This window comes from Pseudomonas lactucae (assembly GCF_036688725.1).
Classification (GTDB): domain Bacteria; phylum Pseudomonadota; class Gammaproteobacteria; order Pseudomonadales; family Pseudomonadaceae; genus Aquipseudomonas; species Aquipseudomonas lactucae.
On the sequence record NZ_JAQQPT010000010.1, the window covers coordinates 12,728 to 39,330 of the forward strand.

A 26,603-nucleotide genomic window follows, 5' to 3' on the forward strand; every position below is an offset into this window, starting at 1 on the left:
GCGCCGCTGTGCGGTTCACAGCGGCCCACCCTCTTTTTTCAGGACGACCCCATGACTTTGACGGGCACGATGCTGATCGGTCAGCACTCCCTCAGCGGCAATCGCGAAGCGATCCGAGCCATCAACCCCACCACCGGCGAGCCCCTGGAACCGGCCTACGCCGGTGGCGGCGCCGAGCATGTCGAACAGGCCTGCGCCTTGGCGTGGGCGGCGTTTGATAGCTACCGCGAAACCTCGCTGGAGGTGCGCGCCACGTTTCTCGAGACCATCGCCACGCAGATCGAGGCCCTGGGCGATGAGTTGATCGAGCGCGCCGTCGCCGAAACCGGCCTGCCACGCCCACGTATCCAGGGCGAACGCGGGCGTACCTGCGGGCAATTGCGTACCTTTGCACGCACCGTCCGCGCCGGCGAATGGCTGGATGTTCGCGTCGACAGCGCCCAGCCCGAGCGCCAGCCGCTGCCCCGTGGTGATCTGCGTCAGCGCCACATCGCGCTGGGGCCGGTGGCGGTGTTTGGGGCCAGCAACTTCCCGCTGGCGTTTTCCGTGGCCGGCGGCGATACCGCCTCGGCGCTGGCCGCCGGTTGCCCGGTCATCGTCAAGGCCCATGGCGCCCACCCAGGTACCAGTGAGCTGGTTGGCCGGGCCGTGGCGTTGGCGGTCAAGACCTGCGGCTTGCCGGATGGGGTGTTTTCTCTGCTCTACGACAGCGGCTACGCACTCGGTGTGGCACTGGTCAGCGATCCACGCATCAAGGCCGTGGGTTTTACCGGCTCGCGCAGAGGCGGCATCGCGCTGACCCAGGCGGCGCAAGCGCGGCCGGAACCGATCCCGGTGTATGCGGAGATGAGCTCGATCAACCCGGTGTACCTGTTTCCCGCAGCGTTGGAGGCGCGGGCTGAAGCGCTCGCTCAAGGGTTTATGACGTCATTGACCCAAGGCGCGGGCCAGTTCTGCACCAACCCCGGATTGGTGATTGCCATTCAAGGGCGCGGCCTGGATCGCTTCATCAGTGCCGCCCGCGAACAACTGCCGCACTGCGCCGCGCAAACCATGCTCACCCCCGGCATCTTCAGTGCCTATGCCGCGGGTATCAGCGCATTGAGCGAACACGCCCACCTCGCTGCGAAAGGCTTGGCGGCCGACGGCCCCAATCAGGGCCAGGCGCATCTGTTCGTGACTCAGGCCAGCGCGTTCCTGGGCAATGAGCAATTGCAGGCCGAAGTGTTCGGTGCGGCCTCGTTGATTGTGCAGTGCGCGGATGCCGACGAAGTCCGCCGGGTGTCCGAGCACCTGGAAGGCCAGCTCACCGCGACCCTGCATCTGGATGCAGACGACGTGGCCAGCGCCAGAGCGCTGTTGCCCGTACTTGAACGCAAGGCCGGCCGCCTGCTCGTGAACGGTTGGCCGACCGGGGTGGAAGTGTGTGACGCCATGGTCCATGGCGGGCCCTACCCCGCCACGTCGGACTCACGCAGCACCTCGGTGGGCACGGCCGCCATCCAGCGCTTCCTGCGCCCGGTGTGCTATCAGGACTTCCCGGATGCGTTGTTGCCCGAGGCGCTCCAGCACGGCAACCCGTTGCTGCTGCGGCGCTTGCTCGACGGCCAGAGGGAGGCATAGGCCATGGCCGAAGATTTCGTCGTGGTCGGCGCCGGTATTATCGGCGTCGCCTGCGCCTTGCAGTTGGCGCGCCAGGGCCGGCACGTCGTGGTGCTCGACCAGCAGGAGCCGGGAATGGGGGCCTCCTATGGCAACGCTGGGCACCTGGCGACCGAACAGGTGTTTCCCATTGCCGACCTGTCGATCCTCAAGCGCTTGCCCGCGATGCTATTGGACCCCATGGGCCCGCTGCGCCTGGACTGGAAATACCTGCCCCGTGCCCTGCCCTGGTTTGTCCGCCTGTTGCTGAACCTGCGCCCGGCCCGCTACCAGCGCACCGTCGCGGGTATTCGCGCGCTCAATGAAGATAGCCTCGGCGCCTGGCGGCGCTTGTTGACCAGCATTGATCGGCCGGGGCTGCTGCGCGAAGACGGCTCGCTGCTGGTGTTCGAGCGAGCGGACTCGCGCCCCGCCCTGGAGGCCCTGCAACAGCGCATGCGGCAACAGCGTGTGCCGGTGGATTTCTGGTCCGCCGAAGCCGTGCGCAAGGCCGCGCCGCAGTTGAGCGAGCAGATCCAGGGTGGGCTGTTTTTCCCGGCGACGGGTCACTTTCTCGATCCTTACCAGACACTCTGCGAACTGGTGGAGGCAGCCAAAGCCAGCGGTGTGCATTTTCTCACGCGCCAGGTGCGCGATGCCCGGGTTGACGCTGAGGGCGTGGTATTGAGCACCGACCAGGGCCAGCTCACCGCGCGCCAGGTGCTGATCGCCTGCGGCGCCCATTCGGCCAGGCTCACGTCGGCCCTGACCGGCAAAAACATCCCGCTGGACACCGAACGCGGGTACCACCTGATGCTGCCCCATGAACATCAGCGCCTGCCGTTTGCCGTCACCTCGTTTGAACGCAAGTTCATCATGACCCCCATGACCGGCGGCCTGCGCCTGGCCGGCACCGTGGAATTCGCCGGCCTTGACCGTCCGGCGAACATGGCCCGCGCCTGGCAGTTGCATCGGTTGAGCAAGGGGTTGTTTGGTGAAGACCTGAACCCGCAAGGCGCCACGCCGTGGATGGGTTTCAGACCCTCGCTGCCGGATTCACTGCCGGTGATTGATCGGGTGTGTGAGGGAAAGGTGTTGCTTGCGTTCGGGCATCAGCACCTGGGATTGACGCAGGCAGCGGTGACGGCGGAAAGGATCGGGCAACTGGTGTCGACCGGCACGGATTTACCGGAGCCTGGGCGGTATCGACTGGATCGTTTTTGAACAAGGGGGACAGCTGAGCGGCTGATGCAGATGTGGGAGCTGTCGAGCCCCGGCGAGGCTGCGATGGCGGCGGCATTGCCAACCTATTTATCGCCTGACACTCCGCCATCGCGGCCTCGCTAAAGTTCGACAGCTGCTACGAGGGATCGGCGGCGGATGCAAATTCCGCCAACAGCCCAATGTTTGCACCAGGCTTTCCGTCAGGCGCACCTTACTTGACCAACCGCTTCTCTTTGGAGGGGCGATATCCGAAATACGAGCTATAGCACTTGCTGAAATGACTCGGCGATACAAACCCGCACGCCACCAGCACTTCCACCTGCGACAGCTCGGTGTGTTGCAACAACCGACGGGCCTCGGTGACGCGCAGTTCCATGTAGTAACGCTGCGGCGTGGTGCCCAGTTGCTCCTTGAACAAGCGCTCCAACTGCCGGCGCGAGCGTCCGGCGTAGACGGCCAGTTGGTCCAGTTCCAGCGGCTCCTCCAGGTTTGCGTCCATCAGCTTCACCACTTCGCGCAGGGGCGCGCTGACGCTGACGTTTTCGGTGGGCTTGATGCGCCGGTAGCGCGACTCTTCGAAAGCCAGGATGTCTTCAATGCCTTCGACCAGGGCCTTACCGTGCAGGCTCTTGATCCAATCCAGCGCCATATGGAACGCACCGGATGGGCTTGAAGCGGTCAGGCGGTCGCGGTCGATCACATAAGGTTCGCTGGTGACGTGGGTGGCCTTGGACACTTCGGCCAGCGCCGGGCGATGTTCCGGGTGAATCGCACAGCGATAGTCCTGCAGCAGGCCGGCGCGGCCGAGGAACCAGGCTCCGTTCCACAGCCCGGCCAGGTGGATACCCTGTTCGGCTGCGTTATGCAGCAAGTGGATGAAACCATCGCTGGCCTTGAGCTCGGTACGAAAACCGCCGCAGATGACCAGCAGTTCCAGGTCTTGCAGCGCAACCGCATCCAGACGCGCATCCGGGCGAATCACCAGGCCCAGGTCGCTGATGACTTCACCGTCGTCCCAAACGAAGGTGCGCGAAGCGAACAGCTCGGGACGCAGCAGGTTGGCGGTGACCAGGGTGTCGAGGGTCTGGGTGAACGCAGGCAGGGAAAAATGTTCGAGCAACAGGAAGCCGACGCGGGTCACCGACGTCGGCTGCGAGGTTTCATTGAGGTAGCGCAGGTTTTTGCCTTTCATGCCGCCACTGAATTGACGTCTTTCCATCGAGGGTTGGCCCACTCTTATTGTTGATGCAGTGGGCGTCATCTTAGGGGTAAAAGCGGCGGCTGTCTCAGGCGCTGATCCTGAAGCACAGACAAACGCCCAAGGCCCGCCGCAGAACAGTTGCGAGGCCATCTGATACGGCTTTTTCTTTGTTACCTGCGTCTGTATTGAAATGCCATCGAGGCGGACAATAACCTTATTCCCACTCCCCTTCCCCTCGGAGGCGACATGACCAAGATGGCACTCTTCCTGTTCGGTTTTCTGGTACTGACCATCGGCATCGGCCTGCTGGCGACCATCTCGCCGGTCTAGCGCTTAGCCGGCAAACAACATCGGATACAGCGACAACACCAGCAAACCGGCCATTACCCCATTGAACAGCCTCAGCCAGCGCGGCTCGCGCAGTACATTGCGCAGGCCGCTGCCACAGCCCGCCCACACGCACACACTGGGCAGGTTCACCACGGCAAAGACCAGAGCGATCACCAGTACGTTAGTGACATACCCCTCGGCCGGCGTGTAAGTGGTGATGGCGCCCAACGCCATGATCCAGGCCTTGGGGTTCACCCACTGGAACGCTGCCGCGCCCAGAAAGGTCATCGGTTTTGCGTGCTCATCGTTGCTGTCGGACATGCCCGCCGCCGTGGCGATCTTCCACGCCAGGTACAGCAAATACGCCGCTCCGACATAGCGCAACACCGTATAGGCCCAAGGGAACACCTTGAACACTTCCCCCAGCCCCAGGCCGACTGAAATCACCAGCAGCATGAACCCGATACTGATCCCCAGCGCATGGGGCATCGAGCGGCGGAACCCGAAGTTCACCCCCGAAGCCAGCAGCATGGTGTTATTGGGACCTGGCGTGATCGAAGACACGAAGGCGAACAGCACAAAGGCCGAGAGCAGACTGCTGGACATAAACATGATGGCGCACCCAAACGCTTAGATATGCCTGCGACAGTAGTAGGTTATGTCGCCCGATGGCCCATACAGCCAGGGTCGAATCAAGGCATACACTTCTTCGATAAATAGTTGAGGGGCTTTCACAAACCTTTCACAGACGAGCGCCTAAGGTGAATGCAGCTCCTAGTGAACATCCCCTTTAGCCCGCGCTCCCCAACGCGGGCTTTTCTTTGTGCGGGATTTATCGCAGGCAAAAACAGGCAGGCTATTGTGCAGGGCCGGCCGCGTTTTCGCCTATTGCTCAACGCGGGTAACGTCTTGGTTGGGTTTGTGTTGTAGTGGGTACACATCAGTGCATCGCGCGAATCAATCGGAGATAAACATGATCAACATTCGTGCGGCGACTGAAGCCGATCTCGACACCTTGCGCGCAGTCGGCTGCGAGACCTACCGGGAGCATTTTTCGACATTGTGGTCTCCCGCAGGCATGCAGGACTTTCTCTCGCAGGACTTCTCAAGCGACTCGCTCAGCCGATCGCTTGACCTTCCCGACCGTCATTCGTGGCTTATCGCCTCAGACGAAGATGGCACACCTCTTGGTTTCTCCAAGGTCAACTGGTCCACACCCGCACCCATCACCGGAGAAGCGGGCGCAGAGCTGCAAAAAATCTACTTCCTCAAATCTGCCGCAGGACGGGGCTACGGTAAGCAGCTTTTGCAGTTTGTCTGCGACCAGGCGGTGCGGCGTGGCGAGCACTTGCTGTGGCTGGACGTGCTCAAGAGCAATTCACACGCTCAACGGTTTTACCAAGGGTTTGGGTTTCGCCCGACCCGATCGGTGAGATTCCGTTCAATACGGACCTCGCGCAAATCGGAATGGTTGTCATGGGCCTTGAACTGAATCAGCGCCAAGCGGAGCAGTAAATGAAAAAGCTGATACAGGGCCTTGACGGCCCCAGAACCGCGCAGCAGGAACTGTTTTACGACCTGGAAGATGCGGCAGCGATCATCGGTTGGTCGGTGGTTGAGCTGACCGCCATTGCGGCCAATGGCAAGACGCCCAGCGAGACGGCGGCGTTGCTCAAGATGGCTGGGTTGCTGGCAGCGCAGCAGGAAAAACTGGCAGTGTACGCCGGTGAGGCCAAGTCCCAGCGCATTACCCGGTTGTAGTCAAACCCACAACTTTAGGAGCGGGCTTGCCCTGATGTCAGTCAGTTAACGACGAACACTGTACCTGTGGCGAGGGAGCTTGCTCCCGTTGGACTGCGCAGCAGTCCCACTCTTTGTAAACAAAGAGCGAGGGTCGCTTCGCGGCCCGCAAAGTTGCGGAAGCGATGACCAAATCGCAGCCAATAAAAAACCCCGTAGACGCTAATCTACGGGGTTTTCAAGAGTGGAGGCCGAGGTCGGAATCGAACCGGCGTAGGCGGATTTGCAATCCGCTGCATAACCATTTTGCTACTCGGCCTCAAACGATCAATGCCCCTGCCGCTGACATTCACCGCATAAAAACTTGAGTGGGCGGTAAAACCCTGCCTCTACTCTAACTCATTGAATACATTGAAGTTTTTAATGCCTCAATGCGTTCGATGGGCGCCATTATGTACTCATTTGCTTTTGCCTGCAACCCCTTGATTTCAAAAATATTTCGCCTTGGCATCAAGGGGTTGCGTGCCTGCCCTATTCCTTGATCGTCGGCCATTTCCGGCGCATCCGCCCCGCCGGTTGAGCGCGAACAACCAAGGAAAATTCAGCGCCGAGCACGGCTTATCCAGCCCGTTGCCTGTGTGACAAAACCGATACCGACAAAATTTCTACATCCGGCACTTCATGATTTCGCTCGCTCGTTCGTCTTATTTCATAAGAGCGCCATCATTTTCCTGATCAGGCTCTGATAAGGAGTTTTGCATGTACAACCCGACAGTGCCCAAGGAAGGACATTCAGCGGCCGCCGATACCCATTTCGGCCGCGACGCGCACGCGCTCGAGCAGTCGCCCGAGCAGCAGGGCAACCAGCGCATTCGGCATTTGCTCAAGTATTTTGGTTTGCGCACCAGCCTGATCCGGCTGAAGGTCATCGACGCCCTGCTCACCGCTGCCGACAACCAGCGCACCCTCGGGGTGCGCGGGGTGCACAGCCATCTGCTGGAGCTGGGCATCCCGTTGTCGTTTCTCAGCGTGCGCGAGGTGCTCAAGCGTCTGTGCAGTGAGGGCGTGATCACCCTCAATGCCGATAAAAGCTACAGCCTCCATGAAGAGGCCGCCAAGGTACTCGAAGGTCGCGCCTGATTCAGAGGGTCGGCTTGACCTTTCGGCGCATGATGCCGTTGATCACCACCACCACGACAGCAATCGCAATAGCGATGTACTGGAAGGTTTTTTCGCTGATTACCCCGGTGTTCTGCAGGTAGGACAGGCCGAACATCGAGCCCAGTACCACCAGGGAGATCAGAATCGAGTATTTCAAGCGTTGCTTTTGAGTCATGACGGGGTTCCTGAACCTTAAGAAAGTAGCCGGACCGCATATTACAGGCGGGAAAACACTTTGGCTCCTACGACATTGCGATTGAGCGTGACGCCGAAGGCACGCCTGTCAGGCCCGACGCTGCAAACCACTGTCCGGCCACGCGCACAACTCCACCAGCCAATCGACGAACACCCGCACCCGCTGTGACAACTGGCGGTGCGGCGGGTACAGCGCGGTCAGCGCCATCTTAGGCACGGCCAGTTGCGGCAGTACTTCCACCAGGGTGCCCTGTGCCAGCTCCTGGATCGCGTGATAGTACGGCGCCTGGATCAACCCATACCCGGCCTGGCAGGCGGCGAGATAACCATCGGAGCTGTTCACCGCCACTCTTTTCGCCAGGTTGATCGCGCGCAGCTCGCCGGCCAGCTGAAACTCCAGGCCAAAACGCTTGCCGCTGACAGTGGAGACATACTCCACCATGCTGTGCCCGGCCAGGTCATCGAGCGTGGCGGGCGTGCCCATGCGCTCGAGGTAGTCGGGGCTGGCCAGGGTCAGTTGGTCCATCATCGCCAATGGCCGCGCCACCAGTGATTCATCCAGCGCCAGGCCACCGCGCAGTACGCAGTCCACCCCTTCACGAATCAGGTCGACCGGACGGTCGTTCAGGCCGATTTCCAACTCGATCTGCGGGTAACGCGCAGTGAACGTCGGCAATGCGGGAATCACCAGAAAACGGCCGATGCCCGACGGCATATCAATGCTCAGCGTACCTCGCGGGTTGCGCCGGCTGGTGGAAAACACCGCTTCGGTTTCTTCCAGGTCCGTCAGCAACTGCACGCAACGCTGGTAATACGCCGCGCCATCCAACGTCGGATTGACCTGGCGGGTCGTGCGTTGCAACAACTGCACGCCAAGGTGCGCCTCCAATTGTTTGATCAGGACAGTCACCGAAGCACGCGGCAGTTGCAGGCTGTCAGCCGCCTTGGCGAACCCGCCCAGCTCGACAATACGGGTGAACACACGCATCGCATTGAAACGGTCCAAGGACGATTGCTCCATTTATTATTTAGAAATCATGAACAGTGATAGCGGTTTTAGCCTGTTTATCCCGGTTTTGTCGAGCGTGACAATGGGCGCCTACTTCACATGGAGCAACACCATGCACACTCGTCAACTCGGTAAAAACGGCCCATCTGTTTCCGCCATCGGCCTCGGCTGCATGGGCATGACCGATTTCTATACGCCAGGCAGCGACACCACTGAAGCCACCGCCACCCTGCACCGCGCATTGGAGCTTGGCGTCAACTTCCTCGACACCGCCGACATGTACGGCCCGCACACCAACGAACAACTGATCGGTAAAGCCATTGCCGGCAAGCGCGACCAGGTGTTCCTGGCGAGCAAGTTCGGCATCGTGCGCGACCCGGCCAACCCGGCGCTGCGCGGGGTGAATGGCCGCCCGGAGTACATCCGTGATTCCATCAACGGCACCTTGCAACGCCTTGGCGTGGACACGCTGGACTTGTACTACCAACACCGCATCGACCCTGAAGTGGCCATCGAAGAAACCGTCGGCGCCATGGCCGAACTGGTGCGGCAGGGCAAAGTACGTTACCTGGGCCTCAGCGAAGCCTCGGCCGCCACCCTGGAGCGCGCGCACAAGGTGCACCCGATCAGTGCCCTGCAAAGCGAGTATTCGTTGTGGAGCCGTGACCAGCAATACAACGGCTGCCTCGCGACGTGCCAGCGCCTGGGTATCGCGTTTGTACCCTACAGCCCACTAGGCCGGGGTTTTCTCACCGGCGCGCTGAAAAGCCCGGATGACTTCGGTGCCGATGACTACCGCCGCTTCAGCCCACGTTTCCAAGGCGCGAATTTCGCGAAAAACCTCGAACTGGTGAAGCAGGTACAAACCCTCGCGGCCGACAAAGGCGTGACGGCCGGGCAACTGGCGCTGGCTTGGGTGTTGGCGCAAGGTGACTACATCGTGCCGATTCCCGGGACCAAGCAGCGCAAATACCTGGAAGAAAACGTGGCTGCCACATCGATCATCCTCAGCCCCGCAGAGTTGGCTGCGCTGGATGCGATTTTCCCCGCCGATGCAACGGCGGGCCTGCGCTACCCCGAAGAAGTCTTGGCCATGCTGGATATCTGAAACGCCCGTCGGAGCGCCGCTGGTCGGCGCTCCGTCTTTTCTGCACCATCGTACCTAAAGCTCCTCCTCGCCAAGCCGATAGCCCTTCGAAGCTCTAACAAAGCCGCGTCGACAATAAACGCTTCGTAAGGACGGCCCCATGCCCCCACTGCGCTCCATCCAAGCCCGCTATACCCTGTTTCTGGTGCTGTTCGTCCTGGTGCTGCTGGTGTTGACTGTCGTCGGTATCGGCCAGTTGGTCGCCCCCACGCTCAGGCACACCGAAGAACAGGTGGTGCTCAACCGCATTGCCGAAGTGGCCGAACAGATCAAGGGCGAACTGAACAAGGTTCAAGCCCAGCAACGCACCATCACCCAAACCATCCCGTTGCTCGACAGTGACGCCATCGACAAGGTCCTGCCTGGCCTGGTCGATCAATACGGCGAGCTGAAAGTCTTCGGTGGCGGTATCTGGCCGTTGCCCAACCAGCGTACGCCGGGACGCAACAAACACAGCACCTTCTGGCACCGCGATGCCTCGGGCAAGCTGGCCGTGAACACCTTCTGGAACAGCGACCCCGCGCCCAATTACTACGACCAGAGCTGGTACAAGGGCGGCCTCGCCTCCCCGCGCGGTCAATGCGCCTGGGCCGCGGCCTACAAGGACGACGCCAGCCAGGAGCCGCGCACCAACTGCGCCATGGCGATCCAGCGTGACGGCGCAGCCTACGGCGTGGCCACCATCGACGTGACCCTGGGCTTTTTCAACGACCTGGTGGCCGCCAAGGAAAAAGACATCGGCGGGCAGATGCTGATCGTCGAAGGTGACGGCAAGATCATCAGCAACAGTACCCGCCTGAGCAGCCCGGTGGTGTTGAAGAACATCAGCGAACTGACCGCCACTTCAGCGTTTGCCGCCCAGGTCAGCCAGGCCCTGGCCAATCGCGACAAAGGCCTGCAACGCAGTGAATTCGATAACGGCGGCGTGGCCAGCACCTTCTACATGCGTCCCATCGAAGGCACGCCGTGGTTCCTTGCCACCGCCCTGCCCACTTCGTTGATCACCGCCCAGCGCGATGACGTGCTCGGCAGCCTGGCCCTGTTGCAGATCCCCATGGTGCTGATGCTGGTGCTGCTGGCGGCGTATGCGATCCGCCAGTTGGTGCAGCGTATGAAAACCCTGAAAGCCAATATCGACGCGCTGTCTACCGGCGATGCCGACCTCACGCGACGCATCACCATTCGCGCCGAAGACGAGCTGGGCGCGATCGGGCATTCGGTGAACCGTTTTATCGTCTATCTGCAAGACATGATCGGTGAAGTGACCCAGGCCACCGGCGCCATGTCGTCGGGGCTTGAGCAATTGCAGCGGACCTCGGCGCACACCAACCAGATCCTGGTGCGCCACGCCTCGGAAACCGACCAGACCGTCACCGCCATCACCGAGATGAGCTCCACCGCCGACAACGTTGCGCAAAATGCGGCCGAGACGGCATCGTTCACCCAGCGCGCCAATGAACATGCCGACCGCTCCCGGGTGGTGGTAGGCGAAGCGTCCACCAGCGTCAGCGCCTTGATCGGCGAAGTCGCCAGTGCCACTCACACCGTGGAAAACATGCGCCAGGATGCCGCGCGCATCACCGAGACCCTGGGCGTGATCGGCGCGATTGCCGGGCAGACCAACCTGTTGGCGCTTAACGCCGCGATTGAAGCGGCACGCGCCGGCGAGCAGGGTCGCGGCTTTGCGGTGGTCGCCGACGAAGTGCGCGCCCTGGCGGCACGTACCCAGGCCAGTACCTCCCAGATCAACGAGATGCTGGCGCGCCTGACCACCGGTGTGAGCTCTTCGGTGGCCGCGATGGAAAACACCCAGGCCAGCTGCCAGTCGGCGGCGGATGCCACGGCACGAGTGAACACCGGCCTGGATGAAATGGCCGGTTCGGTGAGCCATATCAATAACCTCAGCACCCAGATCGCCACCGCCGCCGAACAACAAAGCGCAGTGACCGAAGAGATCAACCGCAGCATGGTGCAGATCCGACAGATGGTCGAAGAGCTGGTTGAAAGCGGCCATGCCACTGAAACCAATACGCAAAGCCTGCTGGATGCCAACGGCCGGGTGATTGCATTGATGAGCCGCTTCAAAGTTCGCTGAAAAATTGCCTGGAGACTCCCGTGCAATGCGCGGGAGTCGGACTATTCTCACAGCTCCTAGTCGCTACACAGGAGGTGTGCCATGCCCGCTGTCGAGCAGTCGGTCCGCTTGGAGCAGGTCAGTCAGGAACGCTATATCCAGGCCCCCATCGAGGCTGTCTACGACTATGTAACCCAACCGGATCGCTGGCATGAATGGCACCCCACTTCCCTCGGTGCCGACACCGGCGCCGGCGGCTCCCTCCCCGTCGGCGCACGCTTTACCGAAATGATCGACCTGCTGGGTATCCGCGTGCCCATGAGCTACCGCGTACAGATCGCCCGGCGTCCCGAAGAGTTCAAGACCGTCTTCACGTCTCTGGCCGTCGACGGCTCGATTCATTATTTCCTGCAAGCACATAGCGACGGCACGCTGTTCAAGCGTGTGCTGACCTATGAAACAGAATTGCAATTGGCCAGCCTGCATGAGCGCATGATCCAACTGTCGGCCGTTGCGCTGGACCGGCTCAAGCACCGCCTGGAACACCCACCCGTCGCATCAATTTGAAACATTACCGCTGCGCCTCACGCATAAAAGCAGGGAGAATGCCGGGCTTACTGCACGGTATTGGACGAAGACTCAATGAAAACCCCATTGCGATTGGCCCTGCTTTCAGCATTGTTCACCACCACCCTGGCCCATGCCGCCGAGTTGATCCCCATCGACGTCCACCGCGACGCCAACTGTGGCTGCTGCAAAAAATGGATCAGCCATCTGCAAAGCAACGGTTTCAAGGTCAACGACCATGTCGAAGCCGACATGAGCGCGGTCAAACAACGCATGGGCGTGGCGCCGCGCCTGGGTTCATGCCATACGGCGGTGATCGACGGCAAATTCGTCGAAGGCCACGTACCCGCTGAACAGGTGCTGGCGTTGCGCAAGCGCGATGACCTGCTGGGCCTCGCCGTGCCCGGTATGCCCATGGGTTCGCCGGGCATGGAGGTAGAAGGTCGCAGCGAAGCCTATCAAGTCATCGGCCTGACGCGCGAAGGCCAGGATGTGGTGGTGGCGCAATACCCGGCGCACTGATCGGTGCTGACGGGGTACCTGGGGCTTTTCCTCGCGGCCTTCGGCGCCGCGACACTGCTGCCACTGCAGTCGGAAGCCGTGCTGGTCGGCCTGTTGCTCAGTGGGCATTACAACCTGTGGTGGCTGCTGGGCATCGCCACCCTGGGTAATGTGCTGGGCTCGCTGGTCAATTGGTGGCTGGGGCGCTGGGTCGAACACTTCAAGGCGCGGCGCTGGTTCCCGGTGAGCGACAAGCAGCTTGAAAAAGCCCGTCACCATTACCAGCGCTGGGGGCACTGGACGCTGCTGCTCAGTTGGGTGCCGATCATCGGCGACCCGCTGACCTTGGTGGCGGGCGTGATGCGCGAGCCGTTGTGGCGGTTTGTGCTGCTGGTGACATTGGCCAAAGGTTTACGCTACGGCGCGCTTGCTGCCGTGACCTTGCAGTGGGTGTTAATCCCCCGTTAATCCTCTGTCAACAGCATCCGAGTCTCCCCTTTTCGGAGCGTCGAACCATGCCACTATTGCGCAGTGTTTGTTTCGCCGGGCTGCTGACGGCCAGCGCCGCCCCGGTCCTCGCCGCCACCTACGGCCCACAACTGCAAGGCTTCCAATACCCCTACCCGCTCAAACATTTCACCTTCCAGTCCCAGGGCCAGTCCCTGCAGATGGGCTACATGGACGTACCGGCCACCGGTAAACCCAACGGCCGCAACGTGGTGCTGATGCACGGCAAGAATTTTTGCGGCGCCACCTGGGAAGGTTCGATCAAGGCGCTCAGCGACGCCGGTTACCGAGTGATCGTGCCGGACCAGATCGGCTTCTGCACCGCCAGCAAACCCGAGCATTACCAGTACAGCTTCCAGCAGTTGGCGCTCAACACTCACCAGTTGCTGGAAAAGCTCGGCGTTCAAAAAGCCACGCTGCTGGGCCACTCCACCGGCGGCATGCTCGCCACCCGCTACGCACTGATGTATCCGCAGCAGACCGAACAGCTGGCCATGGTCAACCCCATCGGCCTTGAAGACTGGAAAGCCCTGGGTGTACCGACCCTAAGCGTTGACCAGTGGTATCAACGTGAACTGAACGTCAGTGCCGAGGGCATACGCAAGTACCAGCTCAACACCTATTACGTCGGGCGCTGGAAGCCCGAGTACGAGCGTTGGGTGGACATGTATGCAGGCCTGAGCAACGGCCCCGGGCACACACAGGTCGCCTGGAACTCGGCGTTGATTTACGACATGATCTTCACCCAGCCGGTGTACTACGAGTTCAAGAACCTGCAGGTGCCGACCCTGCTGCTGATCGGCACCGCCGACAACACCGCCATCAACAAGGACATAGCGCCGCCGGCGGTCAAGGCCAGGCTCGGCAACTATGCGGTTCTGGGCAAACAGGTCGCCAAGCTGATTCCCCATGCAACCCTGGTGGAATTCCCAGGCCTGGGGCATGCACCGCAGATGGAAGAGCCGGAAAAATTCCATGCGGCGCTGTTACAGGGTTTGAACGCCCTTTAATCCAACCTTATTCGAGGCACGCGTGAATGTCGGTACAGATCGCAGTGATTGATGATTGGCAACAGGTGGCCGGTGGCGTGGTGGACTGGTCAGTGCTGGCGTCGGTGGGCCAGGTGCACTTCCTGCACGATTACCCGGCGGATACCGCCACCCTGATCGAGCGATTGCAAGGCTTCGAGGTGATTTGCGTGATGCGCGAGCGCACAACCTTCGACCAGGCACTCCTGCAAGGCTTGCCCAACCTCAAGCTGCTGGTGACCGGCGGCATGCGTAATGCGGCCATCGATATTCCCGCCGCCAAAGCGCTGGGCATCCAGGTCTGCGGCACCGACAGCTATAAACATGCCGCTCCGGAACTGACCTGGGCACTGATCATGGCGTCCACCCGCAACCTGCTCGCCGAGGCCAACTCGCTCAGAGCGGGCAACTGGCAGGTGGGGTTGGGCGGCGACCTGCACGGCAAGACCTTGGGCATCCTCGGCTTGGGCAGCATTGGCCAGAAGGTCGCGGCGTTCGCCCAAGTGTTCGGCATGCGCGTGATTGCCTGGAGTGAAAACCTCACGCCGGAACGTGCGGCGGCGGTGGGCGTGACCTGGGTCAGCAAGCAGGCGTTGTTCGAACAGGCCGACATCCTGACCATCCACCTGGTGCTGAGCGAGCGCAGCCGCGGCCTGGTGGACGCCGAGGCCCTGGGCTGGATGAAACCCAGCGCAAGGTTGATCAATACCGCGCGCGGGCCGATTGTGGATGAGCCGGCGCTGGTCAGGGCGCTGCGGAGCGGTCGGCTGGCGGGGGCTGCGCTGGACGTTTATAGCGATGAGCCATTACCGGCCGATCACCCATTCCGCCGCTTGCCGAATGTGCTGGCCACACCCCACGTTGGCTATGTGAGCGAGCAGAATTACCGGCAGTTCTACCAGCAGATGATCGAAGATATTCAAGCCTGGGCGAATCAAACGCCCGTGCGCGTGCTCGGCTGACGCACCCATTCAGTGCATTGCGCACCGATGAGGTGAACATGACCTTCGCTGCATGAGCCGGCTTACTGTGGTGAACAGGCTTATTGTGGCGAGTAAGCAGGACTATTGTGGTGAGCAGGCTTGCCCTGCGCTGGGCTGCGAAGCAGCCCTAAGATAGACAACGCTGATCGAACTGGTGCACCGGATGGGCCATTTTGGGCGCGCGGCGCAGGGCAAACCTGCCCACTACAGACAGCGCGCTAAAAATCGGTGCATCTCCGGTTACAAGTTTTTTGTCCTACAAAAATCTCGCATAAACCCTACGGTCGCTGGGATCTGTCCTAGACTCATGACCGATGGGTCCGTTCCAAAACAAAAACCCCGCAAAAAAACTAAACTTTTCAACTCGGCCTCAGGTCAAGTTTTAAGGCAAGGCGAGCACACCGCGATACACGCTACATGCCCGTCCATCCAATCTTTTTGAGCTAACCGTGCAACTGGCATACGCCTTGCCAGTTTGTAATGCGCCTGTGCGCTTGGCCGCAGGAAGCGGTCATCGGAGCTAATGGCAGCGGGCCATTAGCCGACTAACACGTGGAGAGAACTATGATCAGTGCCGCAGCAAGTATTCAGGGAGAACGTGTTATTCAGCCAGTTGGCGGGTCGACCTCGTTGGTTGATCTCAACACGGTGCGGCCGGTGTCCAGTCATAACCCCAATCGAAAGAAAGTGCTGTTTGTCACCTCCGAGTTTGCCGATCTGGTAAAAACCGGCGGGCTGGGCGACGTTTCCGCCGCCCTGCCCCGCGCCATGGCGCATCTGCATGATGTGCGCGTGCTGATCCCCGGTTACCCGCAGGTGATGGAAAGCGACAATCCGATCCATATCATCGGCGAGCTGGGTGGCCACGCCGCACTGCCGCCGTGCAAGATCGGACGCATGGACCTCAAGGACGGCCTGGTCATCTATGTGTTGATCTGCCCCGAGCTGTACGAGCGCGAAGGCACACCCTACGGCGCCAACAATGGCCGCGACTGGCCCGACAACCATATCCGTTTCGCCCGCCTGGGCCTGGCCGCCGCCGACATCGCCGCCAACCTGGCGCAGATCCATTGGTGCCCGGACCTGGTGCACGCCCACGACTGGCCCGCCGGCCTGGCCCCGGCGTACATGCACTGGCGTGGGTCACGCACACCGACGCTGTTCACCATTCATAACCTGGCCTATCAGGGCGTGGTCAGCCTGGCCTCGACGCCGGAGCTGGGGATTCCACCCCATGCCTTGCAACAGGAAGGCATGGAGTTCTACGGCAAGATGTCGTTCCTCAAGGCCGGCATGGCGTACTCCAGCCATATCACCACCGTGAGCGCCACCTACGCCCAGGAAATCACCACCCCGGAATTCGGCTGCGGCCTTGATGGTTTTCTTGCCGCCAAGACCCAGCAAGGCCTGCTCAGCGGCATTCCCAACGGCATCGATGAAAGCTGGGAAACCTCCACCGACTCGCACCTGATCCACAACTTCAATATCGGCGACTGGGACGGCAAGGCGGTCAACGCTGCCCATGTGCGCGAACTGTTCGGTCTGCATGACTCCACCGGCCCGCTGTTTGCGGTGGTGTCGCGCCTTGTTTACCAGAAGGGCCTGGACCTGACCGAAGCGGTCGCCGGTTTTATCGTCGAGAACGGCGGCCAGATCGCGATCATCGGCCGTGGCGAGCCGGAAGAAGAGCAAGCCATGCGTGAATTGGCCCTGCGCTATCCAGGCCAGGTGGGCGTGCGCATCGGCTTCAACGAGACCGATGCACGCCGCATGTTCGCCGGCAGCGACTTCCTGCTGATGCCATCGCGTTATGAGCCCTGCGGCTTGAGCCAGATGTACGCCCAGCGCTTCGGTTCACTGCCGGTCGCGCGCAACACCGGGGGCCTGGCCGACACCATCGAAAATGGCGTCACCGGGTTCCTGTTCAATGAATCCACGGTGCAAAGCTACGAAGAAGCGCTGAGTCGCGCCTTCAAGGTCTTTGCCTTCCCCGGCTTGCTCAACGCCATGCGTTGCCGCGCCATGACCCAGCCCTTCAACTGGAGCCAGGCCGTGGAACCCTACGCCGAACTGTATGAGCAACTCGTGGCCAAGGCACTGGGGAAACAAGCCAAGTAATCAAGGGAGGTCTCTATAGATGCCGTTACGGACTCTGGAAACCTGGCCCCACGGCGCAATCATGCTGGACGCGCAACACACGCGTTTTGCCTTGTGGGCGCCAGACGCGTTTTATGTCAGCGTTGAATTGGAAGACGGTAGATCCATCGCCATGCTGCCTCAGGCGGATGGCTGGTTTGAAGTCGAAATAAAGTGCCCGGCGGGCACCCGCTATCGCTACAACATCGACGGGGAAAAGGATGTCCCCGATCCCGCGTCCCGGGCCCAGGCCTCGGACGTGCATGGCTGGAGCCTGGTGGTCGACCCGCTCGCCTACACCTGGCAACACGCCAACTGGCAAGGGCGCCCGTGGCACGAAGCGGTCATCTACGAACTGCATGTCGGCGCGCTGGGGGGCTACGCCGAGGTCGAGAAACACCTGCCACGCCTGGCCGAGCTGGGCGTCACCGCAATCGAACTGATGCCGTTGGCGCAGTTCCCGGGCGAACGCAACTGGGGCTACGACGGGGTTCTGCCGTACGCACCGCAGTCCTCCTACGGCACGCCGGAACAACTCAAGCACCTGATCGACAGCGCCCACGGGCATGGTCTGGCCGTGATTCTCGACGTGGTCTACAACCACTTCGGGCCGGACGGCAATTACCTGGGCCAGTACGCCCAAGGATTCTTCCAGGAAGACGTGCACACGCCCTGGGGCGCGGGCATCGACTTCAACCGCCGCGAGGTGCGCGATTTCTTTCTCGATAACGCCTTGATGTGGCTGTTGGAGTACCGCTTCGACGGCTTGCGCCTGGACGCCGTGCACGCCATCGACAATCCCGATTTCCTGCAGCAGTTGGCGCATCGGATGCGTCAGCAGGCCGACATCGGCCGGAATGTCTGGCTGGTGCTGGAAAACGAGCTGAACCAGGCCAGTCTGCTGACGCATGATTTCGACGCGCAGTGGAACGACGACTTCCACAACGTATTGCACGTATTGCTCACCGGCGAAACGGATGCCTATTACAGCGACTTCGCCCAAGACCCTACCGCCAAACTGGCGCGCTGCCTGGGCGAAGGATTTATCTACCAGGGCGACGCCACCCGCCATGGCCATGCCCGTGGCGAACCCAGTGGGTCATTGCCGCCCACGGCGTTCGTGGCCTTTTTGCAGAACCACGACCAGATCGGCAACCGCGCCCTCGGCGAACGCCTGCATCAGCTCTGCTCGCCCGCCGCGCTCAAGGCTGCGACCACGCTGTTGTTAATGTCACCCATGATCCCCCTGATGTTCATGGGCGATGAGGTCAACGCCAGTGAGCCCTTCCTGTTTTTCACCGATCACCACGGTGAACTGGCCGAAGCGGTACGCGAAGGCCGGCGCAATGAGTTTGCCGACTTCGCCGCGTTCCATGACCCCGAGCGACGCGAACGCATTCCCGATCCCAACGCCCTGGCCACCTTCAAGCAGTCATGCCCGGTGTTTGCCGACAACGAACACACGCAGCTTTATCGCCACCTGCTGAGCCTGCGTCACCAGCACATCGTGCCGTACTTGCCCGGCAGCGTGGCATTGGGTGCCCAGGTCCTGGCGCAGGGCGCGGTCAGCGCGCGCTGGCGCCTGGGCAACGGCAGCCAGTTGCAGATCGACCTCAACCTCAGCCCCGCGGCCCTCGAGCACCCAGCGTCCGGCGCAGTTCTATTTCAGACGCCTGCCGAGCAAGGCGCGCAACTGCCGCCCTACAGCGCACGCGTCACCCTATCCCCTGTTGGAGAGCACTCTTGAGCGAAGCGAACCTGGAAATTCTCGCCAGCCGAGCGGGCCTGGCGGTCGACTGGATCGACGCCAACGGCCGCCCGCAACGTGTGACACCCGATGCCCTGCGCGCGGTCCTCAAAGGCCTCGGCCACCCGGCCGATACCGATGCCGAGATCGACGCAAGCCTGCGCGAACTGGAGCAGGCGCGCCACGCCAAACAGCTGCCGCCCCTGATGACCGTCGACAGCGGTCAGGGCCTGGAGCTGGCGCACTATTTCGAGCCCGACACCCAGTGCCGGGTCTGCCTGGAAAACGGTGAAACCCTGGAGCTGCGGCTGGACGGCGATGCGGTACTGCCCGGCGTGATCGCCCTTGGTTATCATCAGGTGCACATCAAGGACCAGACCTTCACCCTGGCCGTCGCCCCCACCCACTGCCACAGCGTGGCCGAAGCGGTCGACAGCAGCCCCGCCCGCGCCTGGGGCCTGAGTGCGCAACTCTACTCGCTGCGCCGCCTGGGCGATGGCGGCTTCGGCGATACCCTGGCCCTGGAGCACCTGGTACGCGCCGCCGCCGAACGAGGGGCCGATGCCCTGGCGATCAGCCCGATGCACGCGATGTTCAGCGCCGACACCGGGCGCTACAGTCCGTATTCGCCATCCAGCCGCTTGTTTCTCAACAGCCTGTATGCCTCGCCCGCGTGCATCCTCGGCGAGCGCGAAGTGCGCAACGCCATCGACGCCCTCGGCCTGACGGACGAATTGCACGCTCTGGAACAACACAGCCTCATCGACTGGCCTGCCGCCGCCGCCGCCAAGCAACGCCTGCTGCGCGCCTTGTATGAAGATTTCCGCCACGGTCATCACCCACAACATGCCGACTTCCTGAGCTTCCGCCAGGCCGGCGGTGAAGCCCTGGAAAACCATTGCCGCTTCGAAGCCATTCAAACCGCACGCGCGGCGGCGGGCGAAGACCTCGACTGGCGTCACTGGCCCGAGGAATGGCGCAACCCACAGAGCCCCGCACTGGCGCAGTTCGCCGACGCCAACCGCGATGAGATCGGCTATTTCGCCTTTACCCAATGGCTGATCGCCCGTTGCCTTGAACGCGCCCAACAAGCGGCCAAGGGCAGCGGCATGGGCGTCGGCCTGATCGCCGACCTGGCCGTGGGCGCCGACGGTGGCGGCAGCCAGGCCTGGAGCCGCCAGGATGAACTGCTGGCCGACCTGACCGTGGGCGCGCCACCGGACATTCTCAACCGCGCCGGCCAAGGCTGGGGCATCTCCGCGTTTTCGCCCGAGGGCCTCAAGCGCAATGGTTTTTGCGCCTTCATTGAAATGTTGCGGGCCAACTTCGCCCACGCCGGGGGTTTGCGCATTGACCACGTCATGGGCCTGCAGCGCCTGTGGGTGATCCCCATGGGGGCCTCGCCCCGCGAAGGCGCCTATCTGTATTACCCGGTAGATGACCTGCTGCGGCTGCTGGCCCTGGAGTCCCATCGTCACCAGGCCATCGTTCTGGGCGAAGACCTGGGCACGGTGCCGGACGGCCTGCGCGAAAAACTCAGCAGTCGTTCGATCCTGGGCATGCGCGTGCTGCTGTTCGAACAAGGCCACGACGGCCAGTTCAAGCCGATCCTCGATTGGCCGGACAACGCCCTGGCCACCACCAGTACCCACGATTTGCCGACACTCAACGGTTGGTGGCACAGCCGCGATATCGACTGGAACATCCAGCTCGGCCTGATCGATGCACCCACCGTGGAGCAATGGAGCGAGCACCGCCTGCGCGAACGCCAGGCGCTGCGCCAGGCCTTGAGCCAGGATCCGCAGAACTTCGTCGATGAAATCCGTAACGAAACCGACCATATGATCGACGCCAGCGTGCGCTACCTGGGCCACACCCGTGCGCCGCTGGTGCTGTTGCCGTTGGAGGATGCCCTGGCGGTGGAAGAACAAGCCAACCTGCCCGGCACCACCGATACCCATCCCAATTGGCGCCGGCGCCTGGCGGGCGAGGCCTCCAGCCTGCTCGACAACGCCGGTGCCGCGCGCCGCCTCGAACTGCTGGCCGTCGCGCGCAACCAAGCCTATGAGCGTGACCGATGAACGCACTGCCCCTGCGCGCCACCCAGCGCCTGCAATTCCATAAAGGTTTCACTCTCGACGATGCGGTGCCGCTGGTGCCGTACTTTGCCCGCCTGGGCATCAGCCACCTGTACGCATCACCGTTGCTCAGCGCCCGCGCGGGCTCCATGCACGGCTACGACGTGGTCGACCCCACCCGCGTCAATCCGGAACTGGGCGGCGAGGCGGCATTGCGGCGCCTGGTCGCAACGCTGCGTGAACATGACATGGGGTTGATCCTCGATATCGTCTCCAACCACATGGCCGTGGGCGGCGCCGATAACCCTTGGTGGCTGGACCTGCTGGAATGGGGGCGCTTGAGCCCGTACAGCGAATTTTTCGACATCCAGTGGCACTCCCCCGACCCGCTGCTCAAGGGCCAACTGTTGATGCCGTTCCTGGGCAGCGACTACGGCGAAGCCCTGCAAAGCGGCACGCTGAGCCTGAAATTCGATGCCGCCCAAGGCGCGTTCCACGTTGACCATTACGAGCACCGATTCCCGATCTGCCCACGGGATTACGCCTTGATCCTGGGCAGCGACGAATCGCTCAAACCCTTGGCCGATCGGTTCGCGGCCCTCGCCTATCAAGACGATGCCTATGCCGAAGCCGCCTGGCTCAAACAGGCCCTGGCCGAACGTGCCACCGAAGTGTTGCCGGCCATCGAACAGCGCCTGGCCGCGTTCGATGGCCGTCAGCCGGAAGGTTTCCAGCGCCTGCATCATCTGTTGGAGCAACAGAGCTACCGCCTGGCCAGCTGGCGCACGGCAGCGGACGATATTAACTGGCGGCGCTTCTTCGACGTCAACGAACTGGGCGGCTTGCGCGTGGAGCGCAGCGCCGTGTTCGAAGCCACCCATGGCAAAATTTTCGAGCTGATCAGCCAGGGCCTGGTGGATGGCCTGCGCATCGACCATATCGACGGCCTGGCCGACCCGCGTGGTTACTGCCGCAAGCTGCGACGCCGGGTGGATGCTCTCTCGCCCGAACGGCATTTGCCGATCTTTGTCGAAAAAATCCTCGGCGAAGGCGAGACCCTGCGTGAAGACTGGCAAGTGGACGGTACCACCGGCTACGAATTCATGAACCAGCTGTCCTTGCTGCAACACCACCCGGACGGTTTTGCCCCACTGGCTGACCTGTGGACGCGCCACAGCGAACGGCCCTCGGCCTTTATCGAAGAAGCCCGGCTGGCGCGTCAGCAAATCCTCAATGGTTCGTTGGGCGGCGACTTCGAAAGCGTGGCACAGGCGCTGCTGCAGGTGGCCCGCGATGACGTGATGACCCGCGACCTGACCCTGGGCGCGATCCGCCGCGCCTTGCAGGAGCTGATCGTGCACTTCCCGGTGTACCGTACCTATATCAGCGCGCACGGCCGCAGCGCCGATGACGACAAGGTCTTCCGGCAAGCGCTCGAAGGTGCGCGCGGCACCTTGAACGAAGGCGATTGGCCGGTGCTTGACCACCTGGAACAATGGCTCGGCGGCCAGCCCTGGCGTCATCGCCCGGTGGGGCGCGAGCGCAAGATGCTCAAGCATGCCTGCGTGCGCTTCCAGCAACTGACCTCGCCCGCCGCCGCCAAAGCGGTGGAAGACACCGCGTTCTATCGCTCGGCGGTGCTGCTGTCGCGCAACGACGTGGGCTTCAGCACCGAACAGTTCAGCGCGCCGCTGGCCGAGTTCCACGCGGTCAATCAGCAACGCTTGAAGGCGTTCCCGGACAACCTGCTGGCCACCGCCACCCATGACCACAAGCGCGGCGAAGACAGCCGTGCGCGCCTGGCGGTGCTCAGTGAATGCGCACCGTGGTACGCCGAGCAGGTTGAGCACTGGCGCACCCTCGCCCAACCGTTGCGCGAGGACGCGAGCGCGCCGTCGGCCGGCGATGAACTGATCCTCTATCAGGTGCTGCTGGGCAGTTGGCCGCTGGACCTGACCGACGACTTCACGGGTTACCAGCAACGCCTCTGGCAGTGGCAACAGAAAGCCCTGCGCGAAGCCAAGTTGCAAAGCAGCTGGAGCGCGCCCAACGAAGCCTATGAACAGGGCGTCGAACGCTTCCTGTCGCGCCTGCTGCTCAGCGTCGAGGGCCAGCCGTTGCGCACGGCCCTCGCCGCTGCCGCCCAGGTGATTGCCCCGGCCGGCGCGCTCAATAGCCTGGCGCAATCCTTGCTTCGAATGACCGTGCCGGGTGTACCCGACCTGTACCAGGGCGCTGAGTACTGGGACTTCAGTCTGGTGGACCCGGACAACCGGCGTCCGGTGGATTTCAACGCGCGGCAACACGCGTTGAACACGCCACCAGACCTCGGTGAGCTGTTATTCAACTGGCACGACGGGCGCATCAAACAGGCCTTGATTGCCCAGGTGCTGGCCTTGCGCAAGGCCCATCCCGGGCTGTTTCGCAACGGCGCCTATACGCCGCTGGAGGTGGTCGGCCAACACGCCGAACACGTGGTTGCGTTCTACCGTGAACACCAGGGCAAACGGCTGCTGGTGGTGGCGCCGCGCTGGCCCCACCGCCTGCTTGCAAACGGTGTGCATCCGCGCATCACTGCGCAGGTTTGGGGCGATACCCGGCTCAAATTACCGTTCGCCGCACCAACTCAACACTGGAAGGGACTTTTTCACACAGGTGCAGTCACACCAGACAAGGAGCTGTTGATCAGCACTGCCCTGGGGGATTTCCCGGTCAATGTCTTTATCAATCCTGATGATCAAGAAAGCTGAAATTCTCTGTGAGGAGCATTGTGATGAGTACTGAAGACAAACGCATACGCGAACTGGCGCATCAGATCTGGGAGTCGGAAGGCAAACCCCATGGGGAGGATGCACGCCACTGGGAGATGGCGCGCAAGCTGGCCGAATCCGAAGCGCTGACGCCGACCAAGCCTAAACCGGCCGCCAAGCCGAAGACCGCGCCCAAGCCTGCGGCAGCCAAAGCCAAACCCGCGGCGGCCAGCAAACCGGCCCCGCCACCGGCGAAAAAACCGGCGGCGCCGAAAAAGCCCAAACCCTGAGCACCCTCACGACCTGAGCCTCCTTCCGGCGCTGCCGGCAGGGGGTGACCTCACTTTTCATTCTTGTACGCTGAAATTCCGTCGGCACGGCCGCGTTCGGCCTGAAGAAAACACCCTTGCAGGAGCAACATTCATGAGCAAACCCCATAAGACCCCATCGACGCCGGGCAATGAGCCGTCGCGGATTCGTGAAGGTTTGCCCTTCCCTCTTGGCGCCACATGGGACGGCCTGGGCGTCAACTTTGCGCTGTTCTCGGCCAACGCCACCAAGGTCGAGCTGTGCCTATTCGATGACTCGGGCGAAGTCGAGCTTGAACGTATCGAACTGCCCGAATACACCGACGAAATCTTCCACGGTTATTTGCCCGACGCCCACCCTGGGCTGATTTACGGCTACCGTGTGTACGGTCCCTATGACCCGGCCAACGGTCATCGCTTCAACCACAACAAACTGCTGATCGACCCCTATGCCAAGCAATTGGTCGGTGAGTTGAAATGGTCCGAAGCGCTGTTCGGCTACACCATCGGCCACCCCGACGACGACCTCAGTTTCGACGAACGCGACAGCGCGCCCTTCGTGCCCAAGTGCAAGGTCATCGACCCGGCCCACACCTGGGGCAACGACCAACCGGTGCGGGTGCCGTGGGACCGCACGATCATCTACGAAACCCACCTGCGCGGCATCAGCATGCGTCACCCCTCAGTCGGCGAATCGGTGCGCGGCACCTGCGCCGGGCTGATGGAAGACGACGTGCTCAAGCATATCCGCCAGTTGGGCATTTCTTCGGTGGAGCTGTTGCCGGTGCATGCCTTCGTCAACGACCAGCACCTGCTGGAAAAGGGCATGACCAACTATTGGGGCTACAACAGCATCGCGTTTTTCGCCCCCGACCCACGCTACCTGGCCAGCGGCAAGATCGCCGAGTTCAAGGAAATGGTCGCGCACCTGCATGAGCAAAAGCTCGAAGTGATCCTCGACGTGGTCTACAACCACACCGCCGAAGGCAACGAGCGCGGCCCGACCCTGTCGATGCGTGGCATCGACAACGCCTCGTACTACCGCCTGATGCCCGACGACAAGCGCTTCTACATCAACGATTCCGGCACCGGCAACACCCTCGACCTGAGCCACCCCTGCGTGCTGCAGATGGTCACCGACTCCCTGCGTTACTGGGCCAACGAAATGCATGTCGATGGCTTCCGCTTCGACCTGGCAACCATTCTCGGGCGCTACCGCGACGGCTTCGACGAGCGTCACAGCTTCCTCGTCGCCTGCCGCCAGGACCCGGTGCTGCGCCAGCTCAAACTGATTGCCGAACCCTGGGACTGTGGCCCGGGCGGCTATCAGGTGGGCAATTTCCCGCCGGGCTGGGTGGAATGGAACGACCGTTTCCGCGACACCGTGCGTGCATTCTGGAAAGGCGACGACGGCCAGTTGGCCGACTTCGCCGGGCGCATGACCGCCTCGGGTGAGATGTTCAATCATCGTGGCCGTCGGCCGTACAGCTCGGTGAACTTCATCACCGCCCATGACGGTTTCACCCTGCACGACCTGGTGTCGTACAACGACAAGCACAACGAAGACAACGACGAGAACAACCAGGACGGCAGCAACAACAACCTGTCCTGGAACCACGGCGTCGAAGGCCCGACCGACGACCCACAAATCAACGCGCTGCGCCTGCGCCAGATGCGCAACTTCTTCGCCACGCTGCTGCTGGCCCAGGGCACGCCGATGATCGTGGCCGGCGACGAATTCGCCCGCACCCAGCACGGCAACAACAATGCGTATTGCCAGGACAGCGAGATCGGCTGGGTCAACTGGGACCTGGATGAAGACGGCAAGTCGCTGCTCAAGTTTGTGAAGCGCTTGATCAAGCTGCGCCTGGCCTACCCGATCCTGCGTCGCGGGCGCTTCCTGGTCGGTGACTACAACGAAGACATCGGCGTGAAGGACGTGACCTGGCTGGCGCCGGATGGCAACGAAATGACCACCGAGCAATGGGAGGACAGCCACGGGCGCTGCCTCGGCATGCTGATGGATGGCCGCGCCCAGGAAACCGGGATTCGCCGTGCCGGTGCCGACGCCACCTTGCTGCTGGTGGTGAACGCTCATCATGACATGGTCAATTTCCGTCTGCCGCCCGTGCCCCAGGGTGAATTCTGGACCTGCATGCTCGATACCAACGACCCGGCCGTGCGCGGCCAGGAGCGCTTTGATTTCGATCACGAATACGCCGTCACCGGCCGCTCGCTGTTGCTGTTTGAACTTCAGCGCGAAGACGAGGCGTGAA

At 62.1% G+C, this 26,603-nt stretch carries 22 protein-coding genes, 1 tRNA gene and 1 pseudogene; 18 read left to right on the plus strand and 6 right to left on the minus strand.

Going from position 1 to position 26,603, the window contains the following annotated elements; all coding sequences use genetic code 11:
- The first annotated feature begins 51 nt into the window (after positions 1-51).
- Positions 52-1,623, plus strand: coding sequence for an aldehyde dehydrogenase (NADP(+)) (locus V6M90_RS13030; RefSeq protein WP_332846634.1), 1,572 nt, complete (start codon positions 52-54; stop codon positions 1,621-1,623).
- Between the two features lie 3 nt (positions 1,624-1,626).
- Positions 1,627-2,865, plus strand: coding sequence for an NAD(P)/FAD-dependent oxidoreductase (locus V6M90_RS13035; protein WP_332846635.1), 1,239 nt, complete (start codon positions 1,627-1,629; stop codon positions 2,863-2,865).
- Between the two features lie 211 nt (positions 2,866-3,076).
- On the opposite strand, the gene V6M90_RS13040 is transcribed toward V6M90_RS13035, so the two are convergent.
- Complete coding sequence (locus V6M90_RS13040; protein WP_332846690.1) at positions 3,077-4,057, minus strand: GlxA family transcriptional regulator; 981 nt, start codon at positions 4,055-4,057, stop codon at positions 3,077-3,079.
- A gap of 342 nt (positions 4,058-4,399) precedes the next feature.
- Positions 4,400-5,008, minus strand: coding sequence for a LysE family translocator (locus tag V6M90_RS13045; RefSeq protein ID WP_003174168.1), 609 nt, complete (start codon positions 5,006-5,008; stop codon positions 4,400-4,402).
- Between the two features lie 361 nt (positions 5,009-5,369).
- On the opposite strand from V6M90_RS13045, the pseudogene V6M90_RS13050 reads away from it, so the two are divergent.
- Positions 5,370-5,911: pseudogene (locus tag V6M90_RS13050) on the plus strand (N-acetyltransferase family protein).
- On the plus strand, positions 5,912-6,157 hold the full coding sequence (locus V6M90_RS13055) for a hypothetical protein (protein ID WP_003174170.1): 246 nt from the start codon (positions 5,912-5,914) through the stop codon (positions 6,155-6,157). It begins immediately after the preceding pseudogene.
- Between the two features lie 224 nt (positions 6,158-6,381).
- Here V6M90_RS13055 and V6M90_RS13060 read toward each other — a convergent pair.
- Together V6M90_RS13060 and V6M90_RS13065 are read right to left on the minus strand one after the other, a co-directional pair.
- A tRNA-Cys gene (locus V6M90_RS13060) sits at positions 6,382-6,455 on the minus strand.
- A gap of 75 nt (positions 6,456-6,530) precedes the next feature.
- Complete coding sequence (locus V6M90_RS13065) at positions 6,531-6,689, minus strand: hypothetical protein (RefSeq protein WP_003174171.1); 159 nt, start codon at positions 6,687-6,689, stop codon at positions 6,531-6,533.
- 206 nt (positions 6,690-6,895) lie between these two features.
- Between V6M90_RS13065 and V6M90_RS13070 the strand changes: the two genes are divergently transcribed.
- Complete coding sequence (locus tag V6M90_RS13070) at positions 6,896-7,276, plus strand: fe2+ zn2+ uptake regulation protein (protein WP_305427196.1); 381 nt, start codon at positions 6,896-6,898, stop codon at positions 7,274-7,276.
- Between the two features lies 1 nt (position 7,277).
- On the opposite strand, the gene V6M90_RS13075 is transcribed toward V6M90_RS13070, so the two are convergent.
- Positions 7,278-7,472 (minus strand): hypothetical protein, encoded by a 195-nt coding sequence (locus tag V6M90_RS13075; RefSeq protein ID WP_003174173.1) that lies wholly within the window; start codon positions 7,470-7,472, stop codon positions 7,278-7,280.
- Positions 7,473-7,580: 108 nt separating this feature from the next.
- The gene (locus tag V6M90_RS13080; RefSeq protein ID WP_003174174.1) at positions 7,581-8,498 is read right to left on the minus strand and encodes a LysR family transcriptional regulator; all 918 of its coding nucleotides are present in this window, start codon (positions 8,496-8,498) and stop codon (positions 7,581-7,583) included.
- Between the two features lie 115 nt (positions 8,499-8,613).
- Between V6M90_RS13080 and V6M90_RS13085 the strand changes: the two genes are divergently transcribed.
- From V6M90_RS13085 to glgX, 13 genes are all read left to right on the plus strand, one after another.
- Positions 8,614-9,609 carry an aldo/keto reductase gene (locus V6M90_RS13085; protein WP_003174175.1) on the plus strand — a complete coding sequence of 332 codons (996 nt, stop codon included), beginning with the start codon at positions 8,614-8,616 and terminating at the stop codon, positions 9,607-9,609.
- A gap of 139 nt (positions 9,610-9,748) precedes the next feature.
- Entirely contained in the window at positions 9,749-11,743 is a 1,995-nt protein-coding gene (locus V6M90_RS13090) for a methyl-accepting chemotaxis protein (protein ID WP_003174176.1), read from the plus strand.
- An 81-nt stretch (positions 11,744-11,824) separates the two neighbouring features.
- The gene (locus V6M90_RS13095) at positions 11,825-12,289 is read left to right on the plus strand and encodes an SRPBCC family protein (RefSeq protein WP_003174177.1); all 465 of its coding nucleotides are present in this window, start codon (positions 11,825-11,827) and stop codon (positions 12,287-12,289) included.
- A gap of 75 nt (positions 12,290-12,364) precedes the next feature.
- Positions 12,365-12,811: a DUF411 domain-containing protein gene (locus V6M90_RS13100; RefSeq protein ID WP_332846636.1), complete on the plus strand. Its 447-nt coding sequence runs from the start codon at positions 12,365-12,367 to the stop codon at positions 12,809-12,811.
- 3 nt (positions 12,812-12,814) lie between these two features.
- Positions 12,815-13,258, plus strand: a complete 444-nt coding sequence (locus V6M90_RS13105; RefSeq protein ID WP_003174179.1) for a YqaA family protein — start codon at positions 12,815-12,817, stop codon at positions 13,256-13,258.
- Positions 13,259-13,305: 47 nt separating this feature from the next.
- Complete coding sequence (locus tag V6M90_RS13110) at positions 13,306-14,307, plus strand: alpha/beta fold hydrolase (RefSeq protein WP_141063918.1); 1,002 nt, start codon at positions 13,306-13,308, stop codon at positions 14,305-14,307.
- Positions 14,308-14,333: 26 nt separating this feature from the next.
- Positions 14,334-15,287 carry a D-2-hydroxyacid dehydrogenase family protein gene (locus V6M90_RS13115; RefSeq protein ID WP_332846637.1) on the plus strand — a complete coding sequence of 318 codons (954 nt, stop codon included), beginning with the start codon at positions 14,334-14,336 and terminating at the stop codon, positions 15,285-15,287.
- Between the two features lie 585 nt (positions 15,288-15,872).
- Positions 15,873-17,426 carry a glycogen synthase GlgA gene (gene glgA / locus V6M90_RS13120; RefSeq protein ID WP_141063920.1) on the plus strand — a complete coding sequence of 518 codons (1,554 nt, stop codon included), beginning with the start codon at positions 15,873-15,875 and terminating at the stop codon, positions 17,424-17,426.
- A gap of 19 nt (positions 17,427-17,445) precedes the next feature.
- Positions 17,446-19,191: a malto-oligosyltrehalose trehalohydrolase gene (treZ, locus tag V6M90_RS13125; RefSeq protein ID WP_332846638.1), complete on the plus strand. Its 1,746-nt coding sequence runs from the start codon at positions 17,446-17,448 to the stop codon at positions 19,189-19,191.
- On the plus strand, positions 19,188-21,272 hold the full coding sequence (gene malQ, locus V6M90_RS13130; RefSeq protein WP_332846639.1) for a 4-alpha-glucanotransferase: 2,085 nt from the start codon (positions 19,188-19,190) through the stop codon (positions 21,270-21,272). The genes treZ and malQ overlap by 4 nt, the downstream gene beginning before the upstream one ends.
- Entirely contained in the window at positions 21,269-24,019 is a 2,751-nt protein-coding gene (locus V6M90_RS13135) for a malto-oligosyltrehalose synthase (protein ID WP_332846640.1), read from the plus strand. The genes malQ and V6M90_RS13135 overlap by 4 nt, the downstream gene beginning before the upstream one ends.
- Before the next feature lie 23 nt (positions 24,020-24,042).
- Complete coding sequence (locus tag V6M90_RS13140) at positions 24,043-24,309, plus strand: DUF2934 domain-containing protein (RefSeq protein WP_003174187.1); 267 nt, start codon at positions 24,043-24,045, stop codon at positions 24,307-24,309.
- Positions 24,310-24,442: 133 nt separating this feature from the next.
- Positions 24,443-26,602, plus strand: coding sequence for a glycogen debranching protein GlgX (gene glgX / locus V6M90_RS13145; RefSeq protein ID WP_003174188.1), 2,160 nt, complete (start codon positions 24,443-24,445; stop codon positions 26,600-26,602).
- The last annotated feature ends 1 nt before the right edge of the window (position 26,603 follow it).

What these genes read in the sequence shown, in the direction of transcription:
- V6M90_RS13115 (WP_332846637.1), top strand. Translation starts at nt 14,334, where the DNA reads ATGTCGGTACAGATCGCAGTGATTGATGATTGGCAACAGGTGGCCGGT.
- V6M90_RS13065 (WP_003174171.1), bottom strand. Translation starts at nt 6,689, where the DNA reads ATGGCCGACGATCAAGGAATAGGGCAGGCACGCAACCCCTTGATGCCA.
- V6M90_RS13100 (WP_332846636.1), top strand. Translation starts at nt 12,365, where the DNA reads ATGAAAACCCCATTGCGATTGGCCCTGCTTTCAGCATTGTTCACCACC.
- V6M90_RS13055 (WP_003174170.1), top strand. Translation starts at nt 5,912, where the DNA reads ATGAAAAAGCTGATACAGGGCCTTGACGGCCCCAGAACCGCGCAGCAG.
- glgX (WP_003174188.1), top strand. Translation starts at nt 24,443, where the DNA reads ATGAGCAAACCCCATAAGACCCCATCGACGCCGGGCAATGAGCCGTCG.
- V6M90_RS13040 (WP_332846690.1), bottom strand. Translation starts at nt 4,057, where the DNA reads ATGAAAGGCAAAAACCTGCGCTACCTCAATGAAACCTCGCAGCCGACG.
- V6M90_RS13070 (WP_305427196.1), top strand. Translation starts at nt 6,896, where the DNA reads ATGTACAACCCGACAGTGCCCAAGGAAGGACATTCAGCGGCCGCCGAT.
- V6M90_RS13090 (WP_003174176.1), top strand. Translation starts at nt 9,749, where the DNA reads ATGCCCCCACTGCGCTCCATCCAAGCCCGCTATACCCTGTTTCTGGTG.
- glgA (WP_141063920.1), top strand. Translation starts at nt 15,873, where the DNA reads ATGATCAGTGCCGCAGCAAGTATTCAGGGAGAACGTGTTATTCAGCCA.
- V6M90_RS13140 (WP_003174187.1), top strand. Translation starts at nt 24,043, where the DNA reads ATGAGTACTGAAGACAAACGCATACGCGAACTGGCGCATCAGATCTGG.
- V6M90_RS13110 (WP_141063918.1), top strand. Translation starts at nt 13,306, where the DNA reads ATGCCACTATTGCGCAGTGTTTGTTTCGCCGGGCTGCTGACGGCCAGC.
- treZ (WP_332846638.1), top strand. Translation starts at nt 17,446, where the DNA reads ATGCCGTTACGGACTCTGGAAACCTGGCCCCACGGCGCAATCATGCTG.
- V6M90_RS13135 (WP_332846640.1), top strand. Translation starts at nt 21,269, where the DNA reads ATGAACGCACTGCCCCTGCGCGCCACCCAGCGCCTGCAATTCCATAAA.
- V6M90_RS13045 (WP_003174168.1), bottom strand. Translation starts at nt 5,008, where the DNA reads ATGTTTATGTCCAGCAGTCTGCTCTCGGCCTTTGTGCTGTTCGCCTTC.
- V6M90_RS13035 (WP_332846635.1), top strand. Translation starts at nt 1,627, where the DNA reads ATGGCCGAAGATTTCGTCGTGGTCGGCGCCGGTATTATCGGCGTCGCC.
- V6M90_RS13075 (WP_003174173.1), bottom strand. Translation starts at nt 7,472, where the DNA reads ATGACTCAAAAGCAACGCTTGAAATACTCGATTCTGATCTCCCTGGTG.
- V6M90_RS13030 (WP_332846634.1), top strand. Translation starts at nt 52, where the DNA reads ATGACTTTGACGGGCACGATGCTGATCGGTCAGCACTCCCTCAGCGGC.
- V6M90_RS13085 (WP_003174175.1), top strand. Translation starts at nt 8,614, where the DNA reads ATGCACACTCGTCAACTCGGTAAAAACGGCCCATCTGTTTCCGCCATC.
- V6M90_RS13095 (WP_003174177.1), top strand. Translation starts at nt 11,825, where the DNA reads ATGCCCGCTGTCGAGCAGTCGGTCCGCTTGGAGCAGGTCAGTCAGGAA.